The organism is Streptomyces sp. NPDC053560 (assembly GCF_044544605.1).
In the GTDB taxonomy this organism is placed as follows: Bacteria; Actinomycetota; Actinomycetes; order Streptomycetales; family Streptomycetaceae; genus Streptomyces.
In genome coordinates, this window is sequence record NZ_JBITXI010000009.1 from 138,034 (window position 1) to 153,734 (window position 15,701).

Below are 15,701 nucleotides of genomic sequence, written 5' to 3' on the forward strand. Positions count from 1 at the left end.
GAGCGAACCGAGACGTCAGCGGGCCCCACCGGCCCGGTGCCGACAGGCGGCACACGTCCGCGAGCCGCCCTCACCGGCGGCCTTCCCCAGGTGGGTCGCGACCGCCTGGAGCAGCGCGACGGCCACCAGCCTCGCCACGGGGTGCTCGACGGCCCGGCGCAGCGCCGCCGTACGCAAGGTCATCGGCCTCCCCCCGCGTGGACGGTGAAGGCCGCCGTGCGGACCGTGCCCTTGTGCCGGAAGTCCAGGAAGAGGCGGTACGTGCCCTTGCTCGGCGCCGTCGCGGTGAAGGAGACCTCCGGTCCGGGCTTCGTCCGGCCGTCACCCGGTTCGCCGTTGGGGTGGACGTGCAGGTACGCGAGGTCGCCGGCGCGCAGGGCGACGAGGTGGCCGTACGCACCCAGGTAGGGCTGGAGGTCGCGGACCGGCTCGCCGTCCTTCGTCACGCGCAGCGACAGCTCGCCGGGCTTGCCCGGTACGAGGTGGCCGTCGAGCCGGACGTCGTAGCCGTCGACGGTCGCGGTGGTGGCGTGTTCCGGCAGTTCGGTCCGCTCGGCGGAGCCGGTCACGGCGAGGTCCGAGCCGAGGGTCAGCCCCTCCTTCTCACCCTTCGGCGTGAAGTCGGCGAAGACGCGGTACCCGCCGGCCGCGGGCAGCTCGACCGGCGTGGACCACGTGCCGTCCGCCGCGCGGGTCGGGTGGAGGTGCCGGTACACGGTCAGGTCGCGCGAGGCGACTATGAGGTGCAGCTCCTTGCCGTGCTCCTGCTGGTACGCGGTCACCGGCCGGCCCGTGCCGTCCCGGACGATCGCGAAGCGCAGCTCGGCCGGGGCCTTGGCCTTGATGTCCGACTTCTTGAGGTCCTTGAGGTCCAGCGTGTAGCCGCGCTCGGCGACCTGGGGTCCGCCCGGCGTCGCCGCGCCGCGCCCGGCGGCCCCGCTCTCGGCGGCGCCCTCCCCGTGTTCGCCGTGCGCGTCCGCGCCACGCTCCTCCTCCGAACCCGCGGCGTGCTGTCCGTGCCGCGTACCGGTCCCGTCCACGACCGGGTCCACCGCGTTCCCGGCTCCGTAGGCCGCACCGAACGTCGCGGCGAGCGCTGCGGCGAAGACGCCGACCTTCACTCCGGTGCGCATGGCGCACTCCCTCCTTCGGGGCCGCCCGGCGGGCGACCGACAAGCTCACCGTACCCCTGGGGGGTATTACGTCAAGCGAGCCGAGCCCTTGCCACCCATACCGGCAGGGGGTATACATGGAGCCACGCCGACAGATACCCCCCTAGGGTATAAGGCAGACCGTAACGGCCCTGCTACCGGAGGAACCCATGTCGTCCTGCTGCACCCCTGATGGCAGCTGCCACACCAACAGCACCGAAGCGCCGGAGGCCGGCCCGGCCACCACCACCGCCGAGGGCCGGACCGTCGTCTACCGGGTCGACGGCATCGGCAGCGCGCACTGCCAGGGCGTCGTCGCCAAGGCCGTCGGCGGGCTGGACAGCGTCGTCGACGTCCAGGTGGAGATCGGGACCGGCCTGGTCACGGTCACCACCGACGGCGAGCCCGACGACACCCTCATCGCCTCGGCGGTCGACGAGGCCGGCTACGACTTCACCGGCCGGGCCTGACCGCCGAGGGAGAGCAGGGGACGGGCGGGGCCATCCCAACCCCCGAGCCCCGCCCGTCCCCCGTCCGCACATCCGTGAGCTGCGAGGAGCAGACATGACCACCACCAGCCCCGGCGCCGCCGAGGTCGAGCTCGCCATCGGCGGCATGACCTGCGCCTCCTGCGCCGCCCGCATCGAGAAGAAGCTCAACCGCATGGACGGGGTCGAGGCCACCGTCAACTACGCCACCGAGAAGGCCAAGGTCACGCACCGGAGCGACATCTCCGTGAGCGACCTGATCGCCACCGTCGAGGCCACCGGTTACAGCGCGCAGGAGCCCGCTCCCCCGGCCGGCGCGCCGGGGACCGACGGTCCGGCCGAAGGCGGCCAGGAGGCGGACGACGAGCTGCGTCCGCTGCGCCAGCGCCTGATCACCGCCGTGGCGCTCGCCGTACCGGTCATCGCGATGGCGATGGTCCCGGCGCTGCAGATCGAGTACTGGCAGTGGCTCTCCCTCACCCTCGCCGCACCCGTCGTCACCTACGCCGCGTGGCCCTTCCACCGCGCCGCCTGGACCAACGCCAAGCACGGCGCCGCCACGATGGACACCCTGATCTCGGTCGGCACGACGGCCGCGTTCCTGTGGTCGCTGTGGGCCCTGTTCTTCGGCACCGCCGGTACGCCCGGCATGACGCACCCCTTCGAGCTGACCATCGCCCGCAGCGACGGCGCCGGGAACATCTACCTGGAGGCCGCCGCCGGCGTCACCGCCTTCATCCTGGCCGGCCGCTACTTCGAGGCGCGCTCCAAGCGGAAGGCCGGCGCCGCCCTGAAGGCCCTGCTGGAGCTGGGCGCCAAGGACGTCACCGTGCTGCGCGACGGCGGGGAGCGGACCATCCCGGTCGGCGAACTGCGCGTCGGCGACCGGTTCCTGGTCCGCCCCGGCGAGAAGATCGCCACGGACGGCACGGTCGTCGAGGGCGCCTCGGCGGTGGACGCCTCGATGCTCACCGGCGAGTCCGTACCCGTGGAGGTCACCGCAGGCGACGGCGTCACCGGAGCCACCCTCAACGTCGGCGGCCGGCTCGTCGTCGAGGCGACCCGCATCGGCGCCGACACCCAGCTCGCCCGGATGGCCAAGCTGGTGGAGGACGCGCAGAACGGCAAGGCCGCGGCCCAGCGCCTCGCCGACCGGATCTCCGCCGTCTTCGTCCCCGTCGTCATCGCGCTCGCGCTCGGCACCCTCGGCTTCTGGCTGGGCAACGGCGCGGGGCTGACCGCCGCGTTCACCGCCGCCGTCGCCGTCCTCATCATCGCCTGCCCCTGCGCCCTGGGGCTGGCCACGCCCACCGCCCTGATGGTCGGCACCGGCCGCGGCGCCCAGCTCGGCATCCTCATCAAGGGGCCCGAGGTTCTGGAGACCACCCGCAAGGTCGACACCATCGTGCTGGACAAGACCGGCACCGTCACCACCGGGCGGATGACGCTGCTGGCCACACACGCGGCGGACGGCACGGACGAGACCGAAGTACTGCGGCTGGCGGGCGCGCTGGAGCACGCCTCCGAGCACCCCATCGCCCAGGCCGTCGCCGCGGGCGCCGCCGCCAGGACCGGCACGCTGCCCACCCCCGAGGACTTCACCAACGTCGCGGGGCTCGGCGTCCAGGGCGTGGTCGAGGGGCACGCCGTCCTCGTCGGCCGCGAGAAGCTGCTCGCCGAGTGGGCCATCACGCTGCCGCCGGAGCTGGAGCGCGCGAAGGCCGAGGCCGAGTCGGCCGGCCGTACCGCCATCGCGGTGGCCTGGGACGGCGAGGCCCGGGCGGTCCTCGAGGTCGCGGACGCGGTCAAGGAGACGAGCCCCGAGGCCATCCGGCGGCTGCGCGCCCTCGGCCTGACCCCCGTCCTGCTCACCGGCGACAACCAGGCGGTCGCCCGGTCCGTCGCCGCCGAGGTCGGCATCGCGCCGGACCAGGTCATCGCCGAGGTGCTCCCGCAGGACAAGGTCGACGTGGTCAAGCACCTCCAGCAGGAGGGCAAGTCCGTGGCCATGGTGGGTGACGGTGTGAACGACGCCGCCGCCCTGGCCCAGGCCGACCTGGGGCTGGCGATGGGCACCGGCACCGACGCCGCGATCGAGGCCGGCGACCTCACTCTCGTACGCGGCGACCTGCGGGCCGCGGCCGACGCCATCCGGCTCTCCCGCAAGACGCTCGGCACCATCAAGTCCAACCTCTTCTGGGCCTTCGCCTACAACGTGGCCGCCCTGCCGCTCGCCGCCTCCGGCCTGCTCAACCCGATGATCGCGGGCGCGGCCATGGCGTTCTCGTCGGTCTTCGTCGTCGGCAACAGCCTGCGGCTGCGGGGATTCCAAGCGGCGGACCACTGACACGGAGGCCACGATGCCCGGGTACCAGGAACAGCGGGACGGCGTCATCAGGCGCCTGCGGCCCATCGAGGGCCAAGTACGAGGCGTACAGCGGATGGTCGAGCAGGACACCTACTGCATCGACGTCCTCACCCAGATCTCCACGACCAACGCAGCGCTGCGGTCCGTCGCCCTGGTCATGCTCGACGAGCACCTCGACTGCTGCGTCACCGAGGCCATCGTGGAGGGCGGCGAACAGGCGAAGGCCAGAGTCGGCGAGGCGTCCGCGGCCATCGCCCGCCTCGTGCGGACCTGACGGACACCCTCCATACCCGCCACGGGTATGGAGGGTGTCTTCCGTGTCCCAAGCCCACAGCGCCATGCGATGTGGCCCATCCGAGCAGTCCCGAGCAGTGGACATCACCCGCAACGCCCGCCGCCACCTGGCCTTCGGCGCCGGTACCCACCACTGCGTCGGCCGGCCCCCGGCCCGGATGGAGCTCCAGGCCCTCTACCCCACCCTCCTCCGCCGCATCCCCACCCTGCGTACCGCCGTCGACCTGGAGCAACTCCCCTTCAAACACGATGCCGTCATCTACGGCGTGCACGAACGGCCCGTCACATGGTGAAGGGATCCTCCACCGTCGGAACGATCGGCGAGAGCAACGCCTCGGTGTGCTGCGTGACCGTGCCACGGGCGAGCCTGAACACACGTACCTCGTTCTCGTGGCCGGGGTCCTCGTCGTCGCGGATGTGGAGGAGCCCGTAGGAGCCGGGCGCCACCACGCCCACCTGCTCGAACAGCTCCAGCAGGGCGAGGGCGTTGGCCGAGCGGTGACTGGCCTGGCCGCCCAGGTGGATGAAGGCGTCGCCGTTCATCCACCTCAGGTCGAGGAGGTACGGGCTGTCGATCTCGGCGACGCGAAGACGCAGTTCGTCGACGATCTCCCGCGTTCGGACATCGTCGTCGTCGCCCGTGCTCTCCCTGAGGGTGATCCAGCCGTGATACTCGAACATGCGGCGATGCTAGTGAGGACGACCGGCCGCAGTGGGCAGCGGTCATGGCGCTCCTTACGGGGTAAGAATCAGCTGCGGACGTCGCCGCGTTGCAGTGCGCGGGCGACCTGTGCCAGGGAGTCGCCCCGCTGCCGGGCGTAGAGCCTGAACGGGTCGAGCACCTCGCTTCCGATGCCGCCGGAGAGCCGGCCGGCGTCGTAGGCGGTGCCTTCCTGTGTGGTGTCGCGGGTGCCCTCGCCGGTGAGGCTGGACTGGAAGATGCCGGCGGCGGAGCGGGGCAGGAAGTCCTCGTAGACGATGGGCCGCGCGCGGACCCAGCCCTGCCGCACCAGCTCACCCAAGGCCGGACGGCGGGCGGCTGCCGTCCCGCGGCCGGTCGGCGACGAGGCGGTAGGTGAAATGGCCCAGCCCCTCGGCGGCGAGCTGCTCCTCGCTCGCGGGCATGTGGCGTTCCCACACCGCACGGGCGATGTCGGCGCGGGACTCGCCCGTGCCCTGCGCGGTCTGCTGGTCGACGAGGCCGAGCAGTTCGTCGTAGCGGGCCCGGCCCTCACGGGTGAGGGCGATGCCACGGGCCTCGACCTCGCCGAAGCGTACGCGCAGGGCGCCGGTGCGGACGGTGCCGTCGGGGGTGCGCATCGCGCGCTTCTCGGCGAGGGCGCGGAAGGAGGTCTGCCGCAGCAGGACGTCGGCCCGTGCCAGGCCGGCGGCCCCTGGATCGCGTCGATCATCTCGATGCCCCGCTCGGTCATGCGCCGGTACAGCTCGTCGATGTCCAGGACGCGCGGGGTGCCGACGCGGATGGCTCCGTGCCGTTCGGCGGTCACCCCGCCGATGGAGCCGAGCCGTTCGGCGTCGGCTCCGCGGGCGCGCAGGACATCCTCGTTGACCTCGCGCGAGACGTCCACGAGCGTGGTGCAGGCGGGTACTTCCCGCCCGTACAACTCCGACAGCCGCGTCGCGAACGCGGCGCGCAGCTGCCACTGGCCGGTCGTTGACATGGTCTGCCGGTCCGCCTTTCGGACGGGGTCGGGGTCACACCACGTGGGCTATCGGTGACGGCCGGCGCCGAGTTCGCACCACGTGGGCCATCAGGCTCACACCACATGCGCTTCGGGCCGGGTTCCGGCGCCTTGGCGGAAGCGGTCTGCGCCGAGCGGGGCGATGTCGGTGCACGGTTCGCGCTCCAGGTACAGGTCGCGCATGATCTCGCCGACCGCGGGCGCCTGGAGGAAACCGTGGCCGGAGAATCCGGCGGCGTACAGGAAGTTGGGGTACTCGGCGGAGCGGCCGATCAGCGCGTTGTGGTCGGGTGTGACCTCGTACAGGCCGGCCCACCCGCCGTCCGTCCGCATGTCCGCGAGGGCGGGGGCACGGCGGCGTGCCGCGGCGCGGAACAGCTCCAGCCACTCCGGGGTCCAGGTGGTGTCGAACCCCTCGGGCTCGTCGGGGTCGGCGAGCCCGAACAGCAGCCCGTCGTCGCTGTTGTGGAAGTAGGCGGTGGAGGAGAAGTCGATGGTGAACGGGATGCGGGGCGCGGGCGGGGTGAGCGGCTCGGTGAACGACAGCTGGCGGCGCACGGGGCGTACCGGGAGGCGGGTGCCGATCATGTCGCCGATCCGGGCCGACCAGGCGCCCGCCGTGCAGATCACCGTGGCGCAGGCGATGCGGCCCCGGTTCGTGTGCACGCCGGTGACGCGGTCGCCGGCCGTGTCGAGGCCGATGACCGCCGTGTGCGTGGCGAGGGCGACGCCGGCCCGTGCCGCGGCCCGCGCGTACCCCTGTACGACCAGTGCGGGGCGGGCGTGGCCGTCGGCGGGCGAGTAGGCGGCGGCCACCAGCCCGTCGGTGCTGACGTAGGGGCACAGGCGTTGCGCCTCGTCGGGGTCGATCATGCGGCTGGGTACGCCGAGGCCGTTCTGGATGTCCACCCCGGCCTCGAACTCCCTCGCCTGCCGTGCGGTGTCGAGCAGGAAGAGGTAGCCGACGGTGTCGAGCCGGATGCCGGCGCCCGGCCGGCGCGGGAAGTCCCGGTAGGCGTGGAGGCTGCGGTGGCCCAGCTCGATGTTGAGCGGGTCGGAGAACTGGGCGCGTACTCCGCCGATCGGCTTGCCCGAGCTGCCGCAGCCCAGTTCACCGCGTTCGACGACGATGACGTTGCGCACCCCGGCCTCGGCGAGGTGGAACGCTGTGCTGGCACCCATCACCCCACCGCCGATGATCACGACGTCGGCGGTGGACGGAACGGTACGTAAGGTGGCGGAGGTCAACGGCGGGTCCCTTCCCAGAGGCCGCTCCCGGCGAGTGCAGAGACCTCGGTGTCCGGGGCGCGGCGCGGACTGACAGTGCGGGGCGGTGCCGATCAACAGGCTGCCCGACATCGTGCAGCAGCCCGTCCGTTGACGTCCACCAATGATTGCGCTGGTCTCTTCGGCTGGTCTCTTCACGATCGCTGTACGGACCGGGCGAGTGCGCAGTTGCGTTCGCTGGTGAGCCGACCCGGCGCGGCACGATCACCGCGGTGGCGCCCAGCTGGGGCGGCACACGGTCGCGGTGTCCGTCGGCCGCCGCATCACCGGCGCCCACATCGACAACGTGCACACCGCGGAAGCCAAGGGCGTACGTCAGGCCATGGACCACCTCCTCGGTCTCGGGCACCGCAGGATCGTCCACGTCGGCGGCGGACGCGACCCCGGCTCGACGGAACGGCGGCGCACCTACCGTGCCGCGATGCACCGCCACGGCCTCGGCGACGACATCCGCGTCATTCCGGGCCGGGCTCGACGTCCCGGGCGATGTGTCGGTGGTGGGGTACGACGACAGCCATCTCTCGCACCTCATGCCCGTGGGCCTGACCACCGTCCGCCAGGACCCGGCCCGGCTGGCCGGGCACGCGGTACGGTTCGCCGTCGAGCGGCTGGAGGGCGAGGGGGTGGCGCCGCGCGAGGCGGTACTCGCCCCGAAGCTCGTGGTGCGGGCGTCGACGGGCCTCCCGCGCGACGACGGGTGAGCGCCGCCGGCAGACGGCGACACCCGCGCACGGACGCAACGCGCTCAGGGTGGCGAAGCACCGGCTCGTTGTGTGCTGGCGCGGCTCCCGTTCCGGTGGGAACTTGGGGGTGCGGCGACCCTTGCCCCGCCCGTCGCCGGAGACGGATGGAGGGATTCCCCATGGCGGAGTGCGAAGTCTGCGGTAATGACTACGAGTTGGCGTTCGAAGTGCGTGCCGCCGGAGCGGTGCACGTCTTCGACAGCCTGGAATGCGCGGCCCAGCGCATGGCCCCGATCTGCGACAACTGCAAGTGCCGGATCCTGGGCCACGGCCTGCAGTCGGACGGCCAGTTCTACTGCTGCGCCCACTGCGCACGGCAGAAGGGCCATGCCCAACTGGTCGACCACGCCTGACGATGGACCACGCTCGGCGTACGGCCATCTTCTGCCGGGCGGGAACAGGCCGGACGGTGTCGTCTTGATGAGGTCGAGCGCTTGCGCGACGCCCGGGTGGCGGGCGGCACCGCTGCGGGTGGCCGCCAGGATCCGTCGCGCAGGCGCGGGCTCTCCCCACAGAGGGACGCGCTCGACGGGCCATCCGGTGCCGATGCGTGCGAGGCGCGGCACCAGGATCACGCCCGCCTCCACCAGGCGGCCGGTCAGCCGCGCGTAGCGGTCCCGCGGCGCCGCGGCGGCGGTCGGCAGCAGGTGGGTCGCGGCCGTCGAGAAGCCGCAGAGGGTGAAGCTGCCCGTCGGCTCCTCGGCCGACCCGGCCAGCTCGCCGCGGGCCTGCTCCCACTGCGCCTGCATGACGGCGGTGCGCCGCAGTACCGTACGCGCCGCCGGCGTGAGCTGGACGCCGCGCCCTGCGGGCTCCATCAGTTTCTACGGTCACCTGCAGGTCGTGCGAGATGTGCAGCAACAGTCCGAGCAGGGCGAACTCGGCGGAGCAGAGCGCGACGGCGGCGAGCGAGAGCGCGAGCAGCGGCACGACGGAGGCCGTGGGTTCGACAGGGCGGATAGGGCGGAGATACGAGGGCGACCGCCCGCTGCGCGTCCAGGACGTCGACGACCCGTTCCGGCGGGGCGTGCCGACCATTGCGCGGGCCACCTCGAAGGCTGAGCTCAGCTGGCTGCGGCAGACGCCGACGGAGCTGGCCGACACGGCAGGGGCGGACGGGTGAGAAACCAACCCGTCCGCCCCTGAGGCACACCCGAACGTCAGCGGCCCTGCAGCGTCCTGACGTTGTCGCCGAAGGTCCAGCCCTTGGAACCGTCCCAGTTGAGGGACCAGGCCATCAGGCCCTTGAGGCTGTTGTTGTAGTGCTTCCAGGCCTGGGAGACCTGGGCGGTGGACAGGTAACCGCCGCCGGCGCCCGGCTGGGCGGGCAGGCCCGGTACCTGCTTGTCGTAGGGCACCTTGATGGTGGTGCCCTGTACGACCAGGCCCTTGTTGAGGCAGTCCGTCTGCGCGGTGAAGCCCTCGACGGTGCCGGCGGAGTAGGAGTCGCCGGAGCAGCCGTACATGCTGCCGTTGTAGTACTGCATGTTCAGCCACCACAGGCGGCCGTTGTCCGCGTACTTCTTGACGATGGGCAGGTACGCGCCCCAGATCGAGCCGTACGTCACGCTGCCGCCGGTGACGTACGCGGTCTCGGGGGCCATCGTCAGGCCGAAGTTCGACGGCATCTGCGCGAGCACGCCGTCGATGATGCGGATGAGGTTGGCCTGCGAGGCCGAGAGCTGGTTGATGTTGCCACTGCCGGTGAGGCCGGTCTCGATGTCGATGTCGATGCCGTCGAAGTTGTACTTCTTCAGGATCGGCACGATGGTCGCGACGAACCGGTCGGCGACGGCGCTGGAGTTGAGGTCGATGCCGGCCGTGGCGCCGCCGATGGACATCAGGAGCGTGGCGCCGTTCGCCTTCGCCTGGCACATCTCGGCGGGCGTGGCGACCTTCACCGTGGCGTCCATGCCGTCCTCCCAAAGGACGGTGCCGTCCGAGCGGATGACGGGGAAGGCCGCGTTGATGACGTTGTAGCCGTGCGCGCCGATGCGGGAGTCGGTGATCGGGATCCAGCCGAGCCCCGGATGGACGCCGTTCGACGCGCCGTCCCAGTTTTCCCAGTAGCCCTGCAGCACCTCGCCCGTGGGCCGGGACTTCACCGCGCAGGTGTCGGCCTGCGGCGCGGCGGGTGCGGCGGCGGCCGGCAGCTGCGCGGCACACACCAGCGCCAGCCCGGCACCCAGCAGACGGAGAGCCTTACCGATCACGTTGCGTCCTCTCTCGCCATGGCGCGCGGAGATCCGAGTCGTCATGGCCGGGATGACCGGATGAGTGGCCACACCGTAGGTTGGTCCAGACCTGGGGTCAATAGGTCTGGACCACTTGAGGATCGAGGGGGATCAGGGCGAGGATCGGATCAGCCGGCCCGAGGGGTCGTTCCCCTGGCCTTCCTCAAGGCAGCGGGGCCGGGGCCGCCTGCCGTCAGTGGCGCGGCGGGTTGCCGCGCGGGGTGAGGGTGGCGTGCGGCAGGGCGGGGGCGGGGAGGCGCTTGCCGTCGTAGCCGTCGACGGTACCGAAACGGTCGGAGGCGCGCTCCCACTCCTCCCGCGCCCGGACGATGTCGTCGTGGCTGCGGCCGATGAAGTTCCACCACATGACGATCTCCTCCTCGAACGGGGCTCCGCCGAGCAGGACCGCGCGGGCGGTGTCGTCCGAGTCGTTCACCAGCGTCAGGGTGTCGTGTCCGGTCGCGAGATGGCCCAGTTCGGCCGGGCGGAGCGGGGCGCCGGCCATGCGGATGTGCCCGCGGTCGACGAGGAGGCCGTGCTCGAAGGCCGGGTCGAGGACGAGGCTGGCCGTGGCGCGGGGCGCGAGGGTGAGCTCCGCACCGAGCAGCGGTGTGAACGTCCGTACCGGGGAAGTGATGCCCGCGAGCGTGCCCAGGAACACCCGGATCTCGGCCCCGCCGACGCCTACGGGAGTGGGGACGTGGTGCTGGAAGTCCCGCTCCGCGTCGCGGTGCGCATCGGGCAGCGCCACCCACAGCTGCACGCCGTGCAGAACGGTGGTGCGCGCGGTGGAGACCTCCGAGTGGCTGATCCCGTGTCCGCCCGTCATGAGGTTCAGCTCGCCGGGCCGCACGAAGGCATGGCTGCCCAGGCTGTCGCGGTGCTCGATCTCCCCGCTGAACAGCCAGCTCACCGTCTGGAGCCCGGTGTGCGGATGCGGGGCGACATGCATGCCGCCGGACTCGGTGACGTCGTCGGGGCCGTAGTGGTCGGCGAAGCACCAGGCGCCGATCGTCGTCCGGGTCCGCTGCGGCAGCGTGCGGCGTACGGTCATCGACCGGGGCCCGCCCAGCGGGACGTCACGCGGGGCGAGGATCTCAACGTTGCTCATCAGGCGTCGCCTCCCTGCGACTGGCTGGCTCCGCCGCCCGGTTCTTCGAGGGGCTCGACCTGCACGACGCGGATGCCGCGGTCGGTGAAGGGGGTGACCTGGTCGCGGAGCGCAGTGCGGTGGGTGACCAGGGTCCAGCCGGGCGGCAGCGCCGCCCAGGCGTGGAAGGGAGCGCGGCCCAGCTTCTCCGTGTGGGCCAGTACGTAGACGTGCGCCGCCCGGCGGGCCATCAGCTCCTTGAGGCGGGTCTGGCGCTGGTCGGCCTCGCAGATCCCGCCGTCGGCCGTGACGCCGTCGGCGGAGAGGAAGACCCGGTCGAAGGTCATCCGCTCCAGCGCCGCCTCGGTCAGCGGGCCCACGAACGCCTGGCTGAGCGGGCGGAGCGTACCGCCCAGGCACTCCACGTGGACGGACTCGACGTCGGCCGGTTCGTGCAGCGCCGTCAGGCCGGTCGTCGCCACGGTGAGGTCCTTCGCAGCACGCAGTTCATGCGCCAGCGCACCCACCGTCGACCCGGCGTCGAGCAGCACTGTCTCGCCCTGCTGGACCTGTGCCGCCGCCCACCGCGCGATCGCCCGCTTCTGCGCGTACGCCTCGCCGGTGCGCTGCCGGAGCGAGGCCTCGGGGTGGGCGGTGAGCGCCATCGCGCCGCCGTAGGTCCGGGCGAGGCGGCCGTCGGCGGTCAGCCGGGCCAGGTCGCGGCGGAGGGTGGAGGCGGTCACGCCGCAGCGCTGCGACAGTTCCTCGACGCTGGCCAGGCCCGTGGTGTTGGCGAGCTGCAGGATCTCCTCCCGCCGGGCCCGGGATGCGGTGGGCGGCATCTGGTGTCCTTACCGGTTCGTCGGTTCAGCGGGCGGTGGCCATCTCGGCGGCCTGCCGCAGCGCCTCGATCATGCTACCGGCCTCGGTCCTGCCGGTACCGGCGATGTCGAAGGCGGTGCCGAGGATCGCGGCGGCCTTCCGCAGCCGCGCGGCGTCGCCGATCACCACGGGACGGCACCGGCCGAGCGTGCCGGGGTCCAGCACCGCGGGGACGATGACCTCGGGTCCGATGCCGGCGCCGTCGCCCATGGTGAGGCCGATGAGGGAAGGGGCTGCCGCGCGTTCACTGGATGACTCCTTGGCTTGACGCACGGGGGCCCGCCGGCCCGGCCGGGGCCGGAAGCGCGGGGCGGGCCGCGGGCGGTGGGGGCGTACCACGCTCATCACCACACCGGCGTACCGCGGCGTTTCCGTACAAGTCCGTGGATGACCGTGGCGCTGGTCGTCAGCGGCGTCGCCATCCTGTGCGTCGGCGTCTACGGAGTCCTGGAGACGGTGGGCGTGGTCACGGCCGGTTGAGCAGCACGGCCGCGCTTGCCAGCACCGACGGCCTGGCACTACTGTCGCCACGCCTTGGTAACGGGAAATCCGGTGTGATGCCGGTGCGGCCCTCGCCACTGTGATCGGGAAGTCCGGCTCCGGCCCTCGCGGGCAGCCACTGGGTCCTTGCGACCCGGGAAGGCGGAGCACGGGCGGTGGTACCCGTGAGCCAGGAGACCGGCCTCGGCACGTCAACCATCCACGAGGTGCTGGAGAGGGTCTGCTGAGCCATGCACATTGCCGAGGGTTTTCTGCCACCGGCGCACGCGGTCGCCTGGGGCGTCGCATCGGCGCCGTTCGTCGTCCACGGAGTCCGGTCACTCACCCGTGAGGTCAGGGAGCACCCCGAGTCCACCCTGCTCCTCGGCGCTTCGGGCGCCTTCACTTTCGTCCTGTCCGCGCTGAAACTGCCGTCGGTGACCGGGAGTTGCTCGCACCCCACCGGTACCGGCCTCGGCGCCATCCTGTTCCGCCCGCCGATCATGGCGGTGCTCGGCACCATCACGCTGCTCTTCCAGGCGTTGCTGCTGGCGCACGGCGGCCTGACCACGCTCGGCGCCAACGCCTTCTCGATGGCGATCGTCGGACCGTGGGCGGGGTACGGCGTCTACCGGCTGCTGCGCCGGTACGGCGTGCCGCTGATGGTCACGGTGTTCTTCGGCGCGTTCGTCGCCGACCTGTCCACCTACTGCGTCACCAGCGTGCAGCTGGCGCTGGCCTTCCCCGACCCGGGCAGCGGCTTCCTGGGCGCGCTGGGCAAGTTCGGCTCCATCTTCGCTGTGACGCAGATCCCGCTCGCCATCAGCGAGGGGCTCCTGACCGTCCTGGTGATGCGGCTCCTGGTGCAGTCCAGCAAGGGGGAGCTGACCCGGCTGGGCGTGCTCCTGAGCGGCGGGCGGAAGCAGTCCGCCGCGACCGCGGAGGCGGCCCGGTGAAGCGCCACACGAAGATCAACGCACTGCTGCTGCTCGCGGTGGTCGCACTCGCCGTCCTGCCGCTGGCCCTCGGCCTCGGCGACCACAAGAAGGAGCCGTTCGCGGGCTCCGACGCCGAGGCGGAGACCGCGATCACCAAGATCGAGCCGGACTACGAGCCGTGGTTCTCGCCACTCTACGAACCGCCCTCCGGGGAGATCGAGTCGGCGCTGTTCGCCCTCCAGGCCGCCCTCGGCGCCGGTGTGCTCGCGTACTACTTCGGGCTGCGCCGCGGCCGCCGGCAGGGCGAGGAGCGGGCGCAGGCACGTCAGGACGACGGGCACACGCCGGACAGCGCCGGGACATCGTCCGCCGAAGGGGCCTGAGCCCCGTGCTGCCGATCGACGCGGCGGCGCACAGCAGTCGCTGGCGCCGCCGCCACCCCGTGGACAAGGCCGTGCTCGGGCTGGGACTCACCGTCCTGGCGATCTCCCTGCCGCCCTGGCCGGGCGCCGCGCTCGTCCTGCTGACGGCGCTCGCGGTACTGCTCGGCCCGGCGGGCGTGCCCGGCCGCCGGCTGTGGCGCGCGTACCGGGTACCGCTGGGCTTCTGCGTCACCGGCGCGCTGCCGCTGCTCGTCCAGGTCGGCGGCGCGCACGGCTTCGTGTCGCCGGCCGAGGGCGGCGCGGTCCGGGCCGGTGAACTGCTGCTGCGTACCTCGGCCGCCTCCCTCGGCGTGCTGCTGTTCGCCTTCACCACCCCGATGTCCGACCTGCTGCCGCGGCTGGTGCGGGCGGGGGTGCCGGCGCCCGTCGTGGACGTCGCGCTGGTCACGTACCGGATGAGCTTCCTGCTGCTCGACTCCGTACGGCGGATCCGCGAGGCGCAGGCCGCGCGGCTGGGGCACACCACGCGGGCGGCCGCCTGGCGTTCGCTCGGCGGGCTCGCCGCGACCGCCTTCGTGCGCGCCTTCGACCGGGCGGCGCGGCTCCAGACCGGGCTCGCCGGGCGCGGGTACGACGGCACGCTGCGCGTTCTGGTGCCCGAGGCGCGGATCTCCGCGCGCTTCACGGCCGCGAGCGTGGCGGTGCTGGCCGCGCTGGCCGTCCTCACTCTCGTTCTGGAAAGGCCGCTGTCATGAGCGACTCCCCCGCCCTACTCACGCTGCGGGGCGCGTCCTTCGCGTACGAGGACGGGCCGACCGTCCTGCGCGACCTCGACTTCGATGTGCCCGAGGGGCGCGCGCTCGCCCTGCTGGGGCGCAACGGCAGCGGCAAGACGACGCTGATGCGGCTGCTCAGCGGCGGACTCGCGCCGCGCACCGGGCAGCTGGCGGTGGCCGGGGAGCCGGTGCGGTACGACCGCAAGGGGCTGACCCGGCTGCGGACCACCGTGCAGCTGGTGGTGCAGGACCCGGACGACCAGCTGTTCGCCGCCTCGGTCGCCCAGGACGTGTCCTTCGGCCCGCTGAACCTCGGCCTGACCGACGCGGACGTGCGGGCCCGCGTCGAGGAGTCGCTGGCGGCGCTGGACATCGCCGCGCTCGCCGACCGCCCCACGCACCTCCTCTCGTACGGGCAGCGCAAGCGGACCGCGATCGCAGGCGCTGTCGCCATGCGGCCCAGAGTGCTCATCCTCGACGAGCCGACCGCCGGGCTGGACCCGGACGGCCAGGAACGGCTGCTCGCCACCCTCGACGGGCTCCGCGCGGGCGGCACCACGGTGGTGATGGCGACCCACGACGTGGACCTCGCGCTGCGCTGGTCCGACGACGCCGCGCTGCTCACCCCGCAGGGCGTGCACACCGGCCCGACCGCCGCGACGCTGGCCCGCACGGACCTCCTCCACGACGCCGGGCTGCGGCTGCCGTGGGGCGTCGCGGTAACCGGGCTGCTCCGCGCGCACGGGCTGCTGCCGGACACGACGCCGGGCCCCCGCACCCCGGAGGAGCTGGCGGCGCGTACCCGCGCGGTGCCCGCCGACGGCTGACGCGCCCCGGGCGCGGCCGGTGACCGTCGACGGCACAAAGCTGCCGACACGGCGCCG

16 protein-coding genes, 4 pseudogenes and 1 riboswitch are annotated in these 15,701 nt (G+C 72.7%); of the genes and pseudogenes, 11 read left to right on the top strand and 9 right to left on the bottom strand.

Features of this window, described 5'->3' with window-relative positions; all coding sequences use genetic code 11:
- Positions 1 to 15: 15 nt before the first annotated feature.
- Together ACIGQF_RS22555 and ACIGQF_RS22560 are read right to left on the bottom strand one after the other, a co-directional pair.
- The gene (locus ACIGQF_RS22555; protein WP_399712974.1) at positions 16 to 183 is read right to left on the bottom strand and encodes a hypothetical protein; all 168 of its coding nucleotides are present in this window, start codon (positions 181 to 183) and stop codon (positions 16 to 18) included.
- Positions 180 to 1,133 (bottom strand): hypothetical protein, encoded by a 954-nt coding sequence (locus ACIGQF_RS22560; protein WP_399712976.1) that lies wholly within the window; start codon positions 1,131 to 1,133, stop codon positions 180 to 182. The genes ACIGQF_RS22555 and ACIGQF_RS22560 overlap by 4 nt, the downstream gene beginning before the upstream one ends.
- Before the next feature lie 188 nt (positions 1,134 to 1,321).
- Between ACIGQF_RS22560 and ACIGQF_RS22565 the strand changes: the two genes are divergently transcribed.
- From ACIGQF_RS22565 to ACIGQF_RS22580, 4 genes and pseudogenes are all read left to right on the top strand, one after another.
- Positions 1,322 to 1,621: a heavy-metal-associated domain-containing protein gene (locus ACIGQF_RS22565; RefSeq protein WP_399712979.1), complete on the top strand. Its 300-nt coding sequence runs from the start codon at positions 1,322 to 1,324 to the stop codon at positions 1,619 to 1,621.
- 94 nt (positions 1,622 to 1,715) lie between these two features.
- The gene (locus ACIGQF_RS22570; protein WP_399712982.1) at positions 1,716 to 3,986 is read left to right on the top strand and encodes a heavy metal translocating P-type ATPase; all 2,271 of its coding nucleotides are present in this window, start codon (positions 1,716 to 1,718) and stop codon (positions 3,984 to 3,986) included.
- 13 nt (positions 3,987 to 3,999) lie between these two features.
- Complete coding sequence (locus ACIGQF_RS22575; protein ID WP_399712985.1) at positions 4,000 to 4,281, top strand: metal-sensitive transcriptional regulator; 282 nt, start codon at positions 4,000 to 4,002, stop codon at positions 4,279 to 4,281.
- Positions 4,282 to 4,378: 97 nt separating this feature from the next.
- Positions 4,379 to 4,594 (top strand): annotated as a pseudogene (locus tag ACIGQF_RS22580) (cytochrome P450); the annotation flags it as partial.
- Here ACIGQF_RS22580 and ACIGQF_RS22585 read toward each other — a convergent pair.
- The 3 genes and pseudogenes from ACIGQF_RS22585 to ACIGQF_RS22595 all read right to left on the bottom strand — a co-directional run bounded on the left by ACIGQF_RS22585 (position 4,584) and on the right by ACIGQF_RS22595 (position 7,270).
- Positions 4,584 to 4,982, bottom strand: a complete 399-nt coding sequence (locus tag ACIGQF_RS22585; RefSeq protein WP_399712987.1) for an Imm7 family immunity protein — start codon at positions 4,980 to 4,982, stop codon at positions 4,584 to 4,586. The pseudogene ACIGQF_RS22580 and the gene ACIGQF_RS22585 sit on opposite strands and share 11 nt — an antisense overlap.
- 68 nt (positions 4,983 to 5,050) lie before the next feature.
- Positions 5,051 to 5,983: pseudogene (locus tag ACIGQF_RS22590) on the bottom strand (2-oxoadipate dioxygenase/decarboxylase family protein).
- A 96-nt stretch (positions 5,984 to 6,079) separates the two neighbouring features.
- Positions 6,080 to 7,270: an NAD(P)/FAD-dependent oxidoreductase gene (locus tag ACIGQF_RS22595; protein WP_399713584.1), complete on the bottom strand. Its 1,191-nt coding sequence runs from the start codon at positions 7,268 to 7,270 to the stop codon at positions 6,080 to 6,082.
- A gap of 343 nt (positions 7,271 to 7,613) precedes the next feature.
- Between ACIGQF_RS22595 and ACIGQF_RS22600 the strand changes: the two are divergent.
- The 3 genes and pseudogenes from ACIGQF_RS22600 to ACIGQF_RS22610 all read left to right on the top strand — a co-directional run.
- Positions 7,614 to 7,992: pseudogene (locus tag ACIGQF_RS22600) on the top strand (substrate-binding domain-containing protein).
- A gap of 161 nt (positions 7,993 to 8,153) precedes the next feature.
- Complete coding sequence (locus tag ACIGQF_RS22605) at positions 8,154 to 8,387, top strand: hypothetical protein (protein ID WP_399712990.1); 234 nt, start codon at positions 8,154 to 8,156, stop codon at positions 8,385 to 8,387.
- A gap of 617 nt (positions 8,388 to 9,004) precedes the next feature.
- Positions 9,005 to 9,157, top strand: a pseudogene (locus tag ACIGQF_RS22610) (PadR family transcriptional regulator); the annotation flags it as partial.
- A 37-nt stretch (positions 9,158 to 9,194) separates the two neighbouring features.
- Here the strand turns inward: ACIGQF_RS22610 and ACIGQF_RS22615 are convergent.
- From ACIGQF_RS22615 to ACIGQF_RS22630, 4 genes are all read right to left on the bottom strand, one after another.
- Positions 9,195 to 10,211 carry a chitinase gene (locus tag ACIGQF_RS22615; RefSeq protein WP_399713586.1) on the bottom strand — a complete coding sequence of 339 codons (1,017 nt, stop codon included), beginning with the start codon at positions 10,209 to 10,211 and terminating at the stop codon, positions 9,195 to 9,197.
- A gap of 250 nt (positions 10,212 to 10,461) precedes the next feature.
- Complete coding sequence (locus ACIGQF_RS22620) at positions 10,462 to 11,379, bottom strand: pirin family protein (RefSeq protein ID WP_399712993.1); 918 nt, start codon at positions 11,377 to 11,379, stop codon at positions 10,462 to 10,464.
- Entirely contained in the window at positions 11,379 to 12,200 is an 822-nt protein-coding gene (locus ACIGQF_RS22625) for a DeoR/GlpR family DNA-binding transcription regulator (protein WP_399712995.1), read from the bottom strand. The genes ACIGQF_RS22620 and ACIGQF_RS22625 overlap by 1 nt, the downstream gene beginning before the upstream one ends.
- 25 nt (positions 12,201 to 12,225) lie before the next feature.
- Positions 12,226 to 12,450, bottom strand: a complete 225-nt coding sequence (locus ACIGQF_RS22630; protein WP_399712997.1) for a hypothetical protein — start codon at positions 12,448 to 12,450, stop codon at positions 12,226 to 12,228.
- 286 nt (positions 12,451 to 12,736) lie between these two features.
- A riboswitch (cobalamin riboswitch) is annotated at positions 12,737 to 12,942 on the top strand.
- 29 nt (positions 12,943 to 12,971) lie between these two features.
- Here ACIGQF_RS22630 and ACIGQF_RS22635 point away from each other — a divergent pair.
- From ACIGQF_RS22635 to ACIGQF_RS22650, 4 genes are read left to right on the top strand one after another with little or no spacing between them, the layout of a single operon-like run.
- A complete protein-coding gene (locus ACIGQF_RS22635; protein WP_399713000.1) occupies positions 12,972 to 13,676 on the top strand; it encodes an energy-coupling factor ABC transporter permease in 705 nt (234 codons plus the stop codon).
- Complete coding sequence (locus ACIGQF_RS22640) at positions 13,673 to 14,041, top strand: energy-coupling factor ABC transporter substrate-binding protein (RefSeq protein WP_399713003.1); 369 nt, start codon at positions 13,673 to 13,675, stop codon at positions 14,039 to 14,041. The genes ACIGQF_RS22635 and ACIGQF_RS22640 overlap by 4 nt, the downstream gene beginning before the upstream one ends.
- 5 nt (positions 14,042 to 14,046) lie before the next feature.
- Complete coding sequence (gene cbiQ, locus ACIGQF_RS22645; RefSeq protein WP_399713006.1) at positions 14,047 to 14,796, top strand: cobalt ECF transporter T component CbiQ; 750 nt, start codon at positions 14,047 to 14,049, stop codon at positions 14,794 to 14,796.
- Positions 14,793 to 15,644: an ATP-binding cassette domain-containing protein gene (locus ACIGQF_RS22650; protein ID WP_399713009.1), complete on the top strand. Its 852-nt coding sequence runs from the start codon at positions 14,793 to 14,795 to the stop codon at positions 15,642 to 15,644. Before cbiQ ends, ACIGQF_RS22650 begins: the two co-directional genes overlap by 4 nt.
- Positions 15,645 to 15,701: the final 57 nt, after the last annotated feature.

Coding starts and splice junctions, on each gene's coding strand:
- ACIGQF_RS22620 (WP_399712993.1), bottom strand. CDS start 11,379: ATGAGCAACGTTGAGATCCTCGCCCCGCGTGACGTCCCGCTGGGCGGG.
- ACIGQF_RS22630 (WP_399712997.1), bottom strand. CDS start 12,450: ATGGGCGACGGCGCCGGCATCGGACCCGAGGTCATCGTCCCCGCGGTG.
- ACIGQF_RS22575 (WP_399712985.1), top strand. CDS start 4,000: ATGCCCGGGTACCAGGAACAGCGGGACGGCGTCATCAGGCGCCTGCGG.
- ACIGQF_RS22635 (WP_399713000.1), top strand. CDS start 12,972: ATGCACATTGCCGAGGGTTTTCTGCCACCGGCGCACGCGGTCGCCTGG.
- ACIGQF_RS22555 (WP_399712974.1), bottom strand. CDS start 183: ATGACCTTGCGTACGGCGGCGCTGCGCCGGGCCGTCGAGCACCCCGTG.
- ACIGQF_RS22650 (WP_399713009.1), top strand. CDS start 14,793: ATGAGCGACTCCCCCGCCCTACTCACGCTGCGGGGCGCGTCCTTCGCG.
- ACIGQF_RS22560 (WP_399712976.1), bottom strand. CDS start 1,133: ATGCGCACCGGAGTGAAGGTCGGCGTCTTCGCCGCAGCGCTCGCCGCG.
- ACIGQF_RS22625 (WP_399712995.1), bottom strand. CDS start 12,200: ATGCCGCCCACCGCATCCCGGGCCCGGCGGGAGGAGATCCTGCAGCTC.
- ACIGQF_RS22565 (WP_399712979.1), top strand. CDS start 1,322: ATGTCGTCCTGCTGCACCCCTGATGGCAGCTGCCACACCAACAGCACC.
- ACIGQF_RS22585 (WP_399712987.1), bottom strand. CDS start 4,982: ATGTTCGAGTATCACGGCTGGATCACCCTCAGGGAGAGCACGGGCGAC.
- ACIGQF_RS22605 (WP_399712990.1), top strand. CDS start 8,154: ATGGCGGAGTGCGAAGTCTGCGGTAATGACTACGAGTTGGCGTTCGAA.
- ACIGQF_RS22570 (WP_399712982.1), top strand. CDS start 1,716: ATGACCACCACCAGCCCCGGCGCCGCCGAGGTCGAGCTCGCCATCGGC.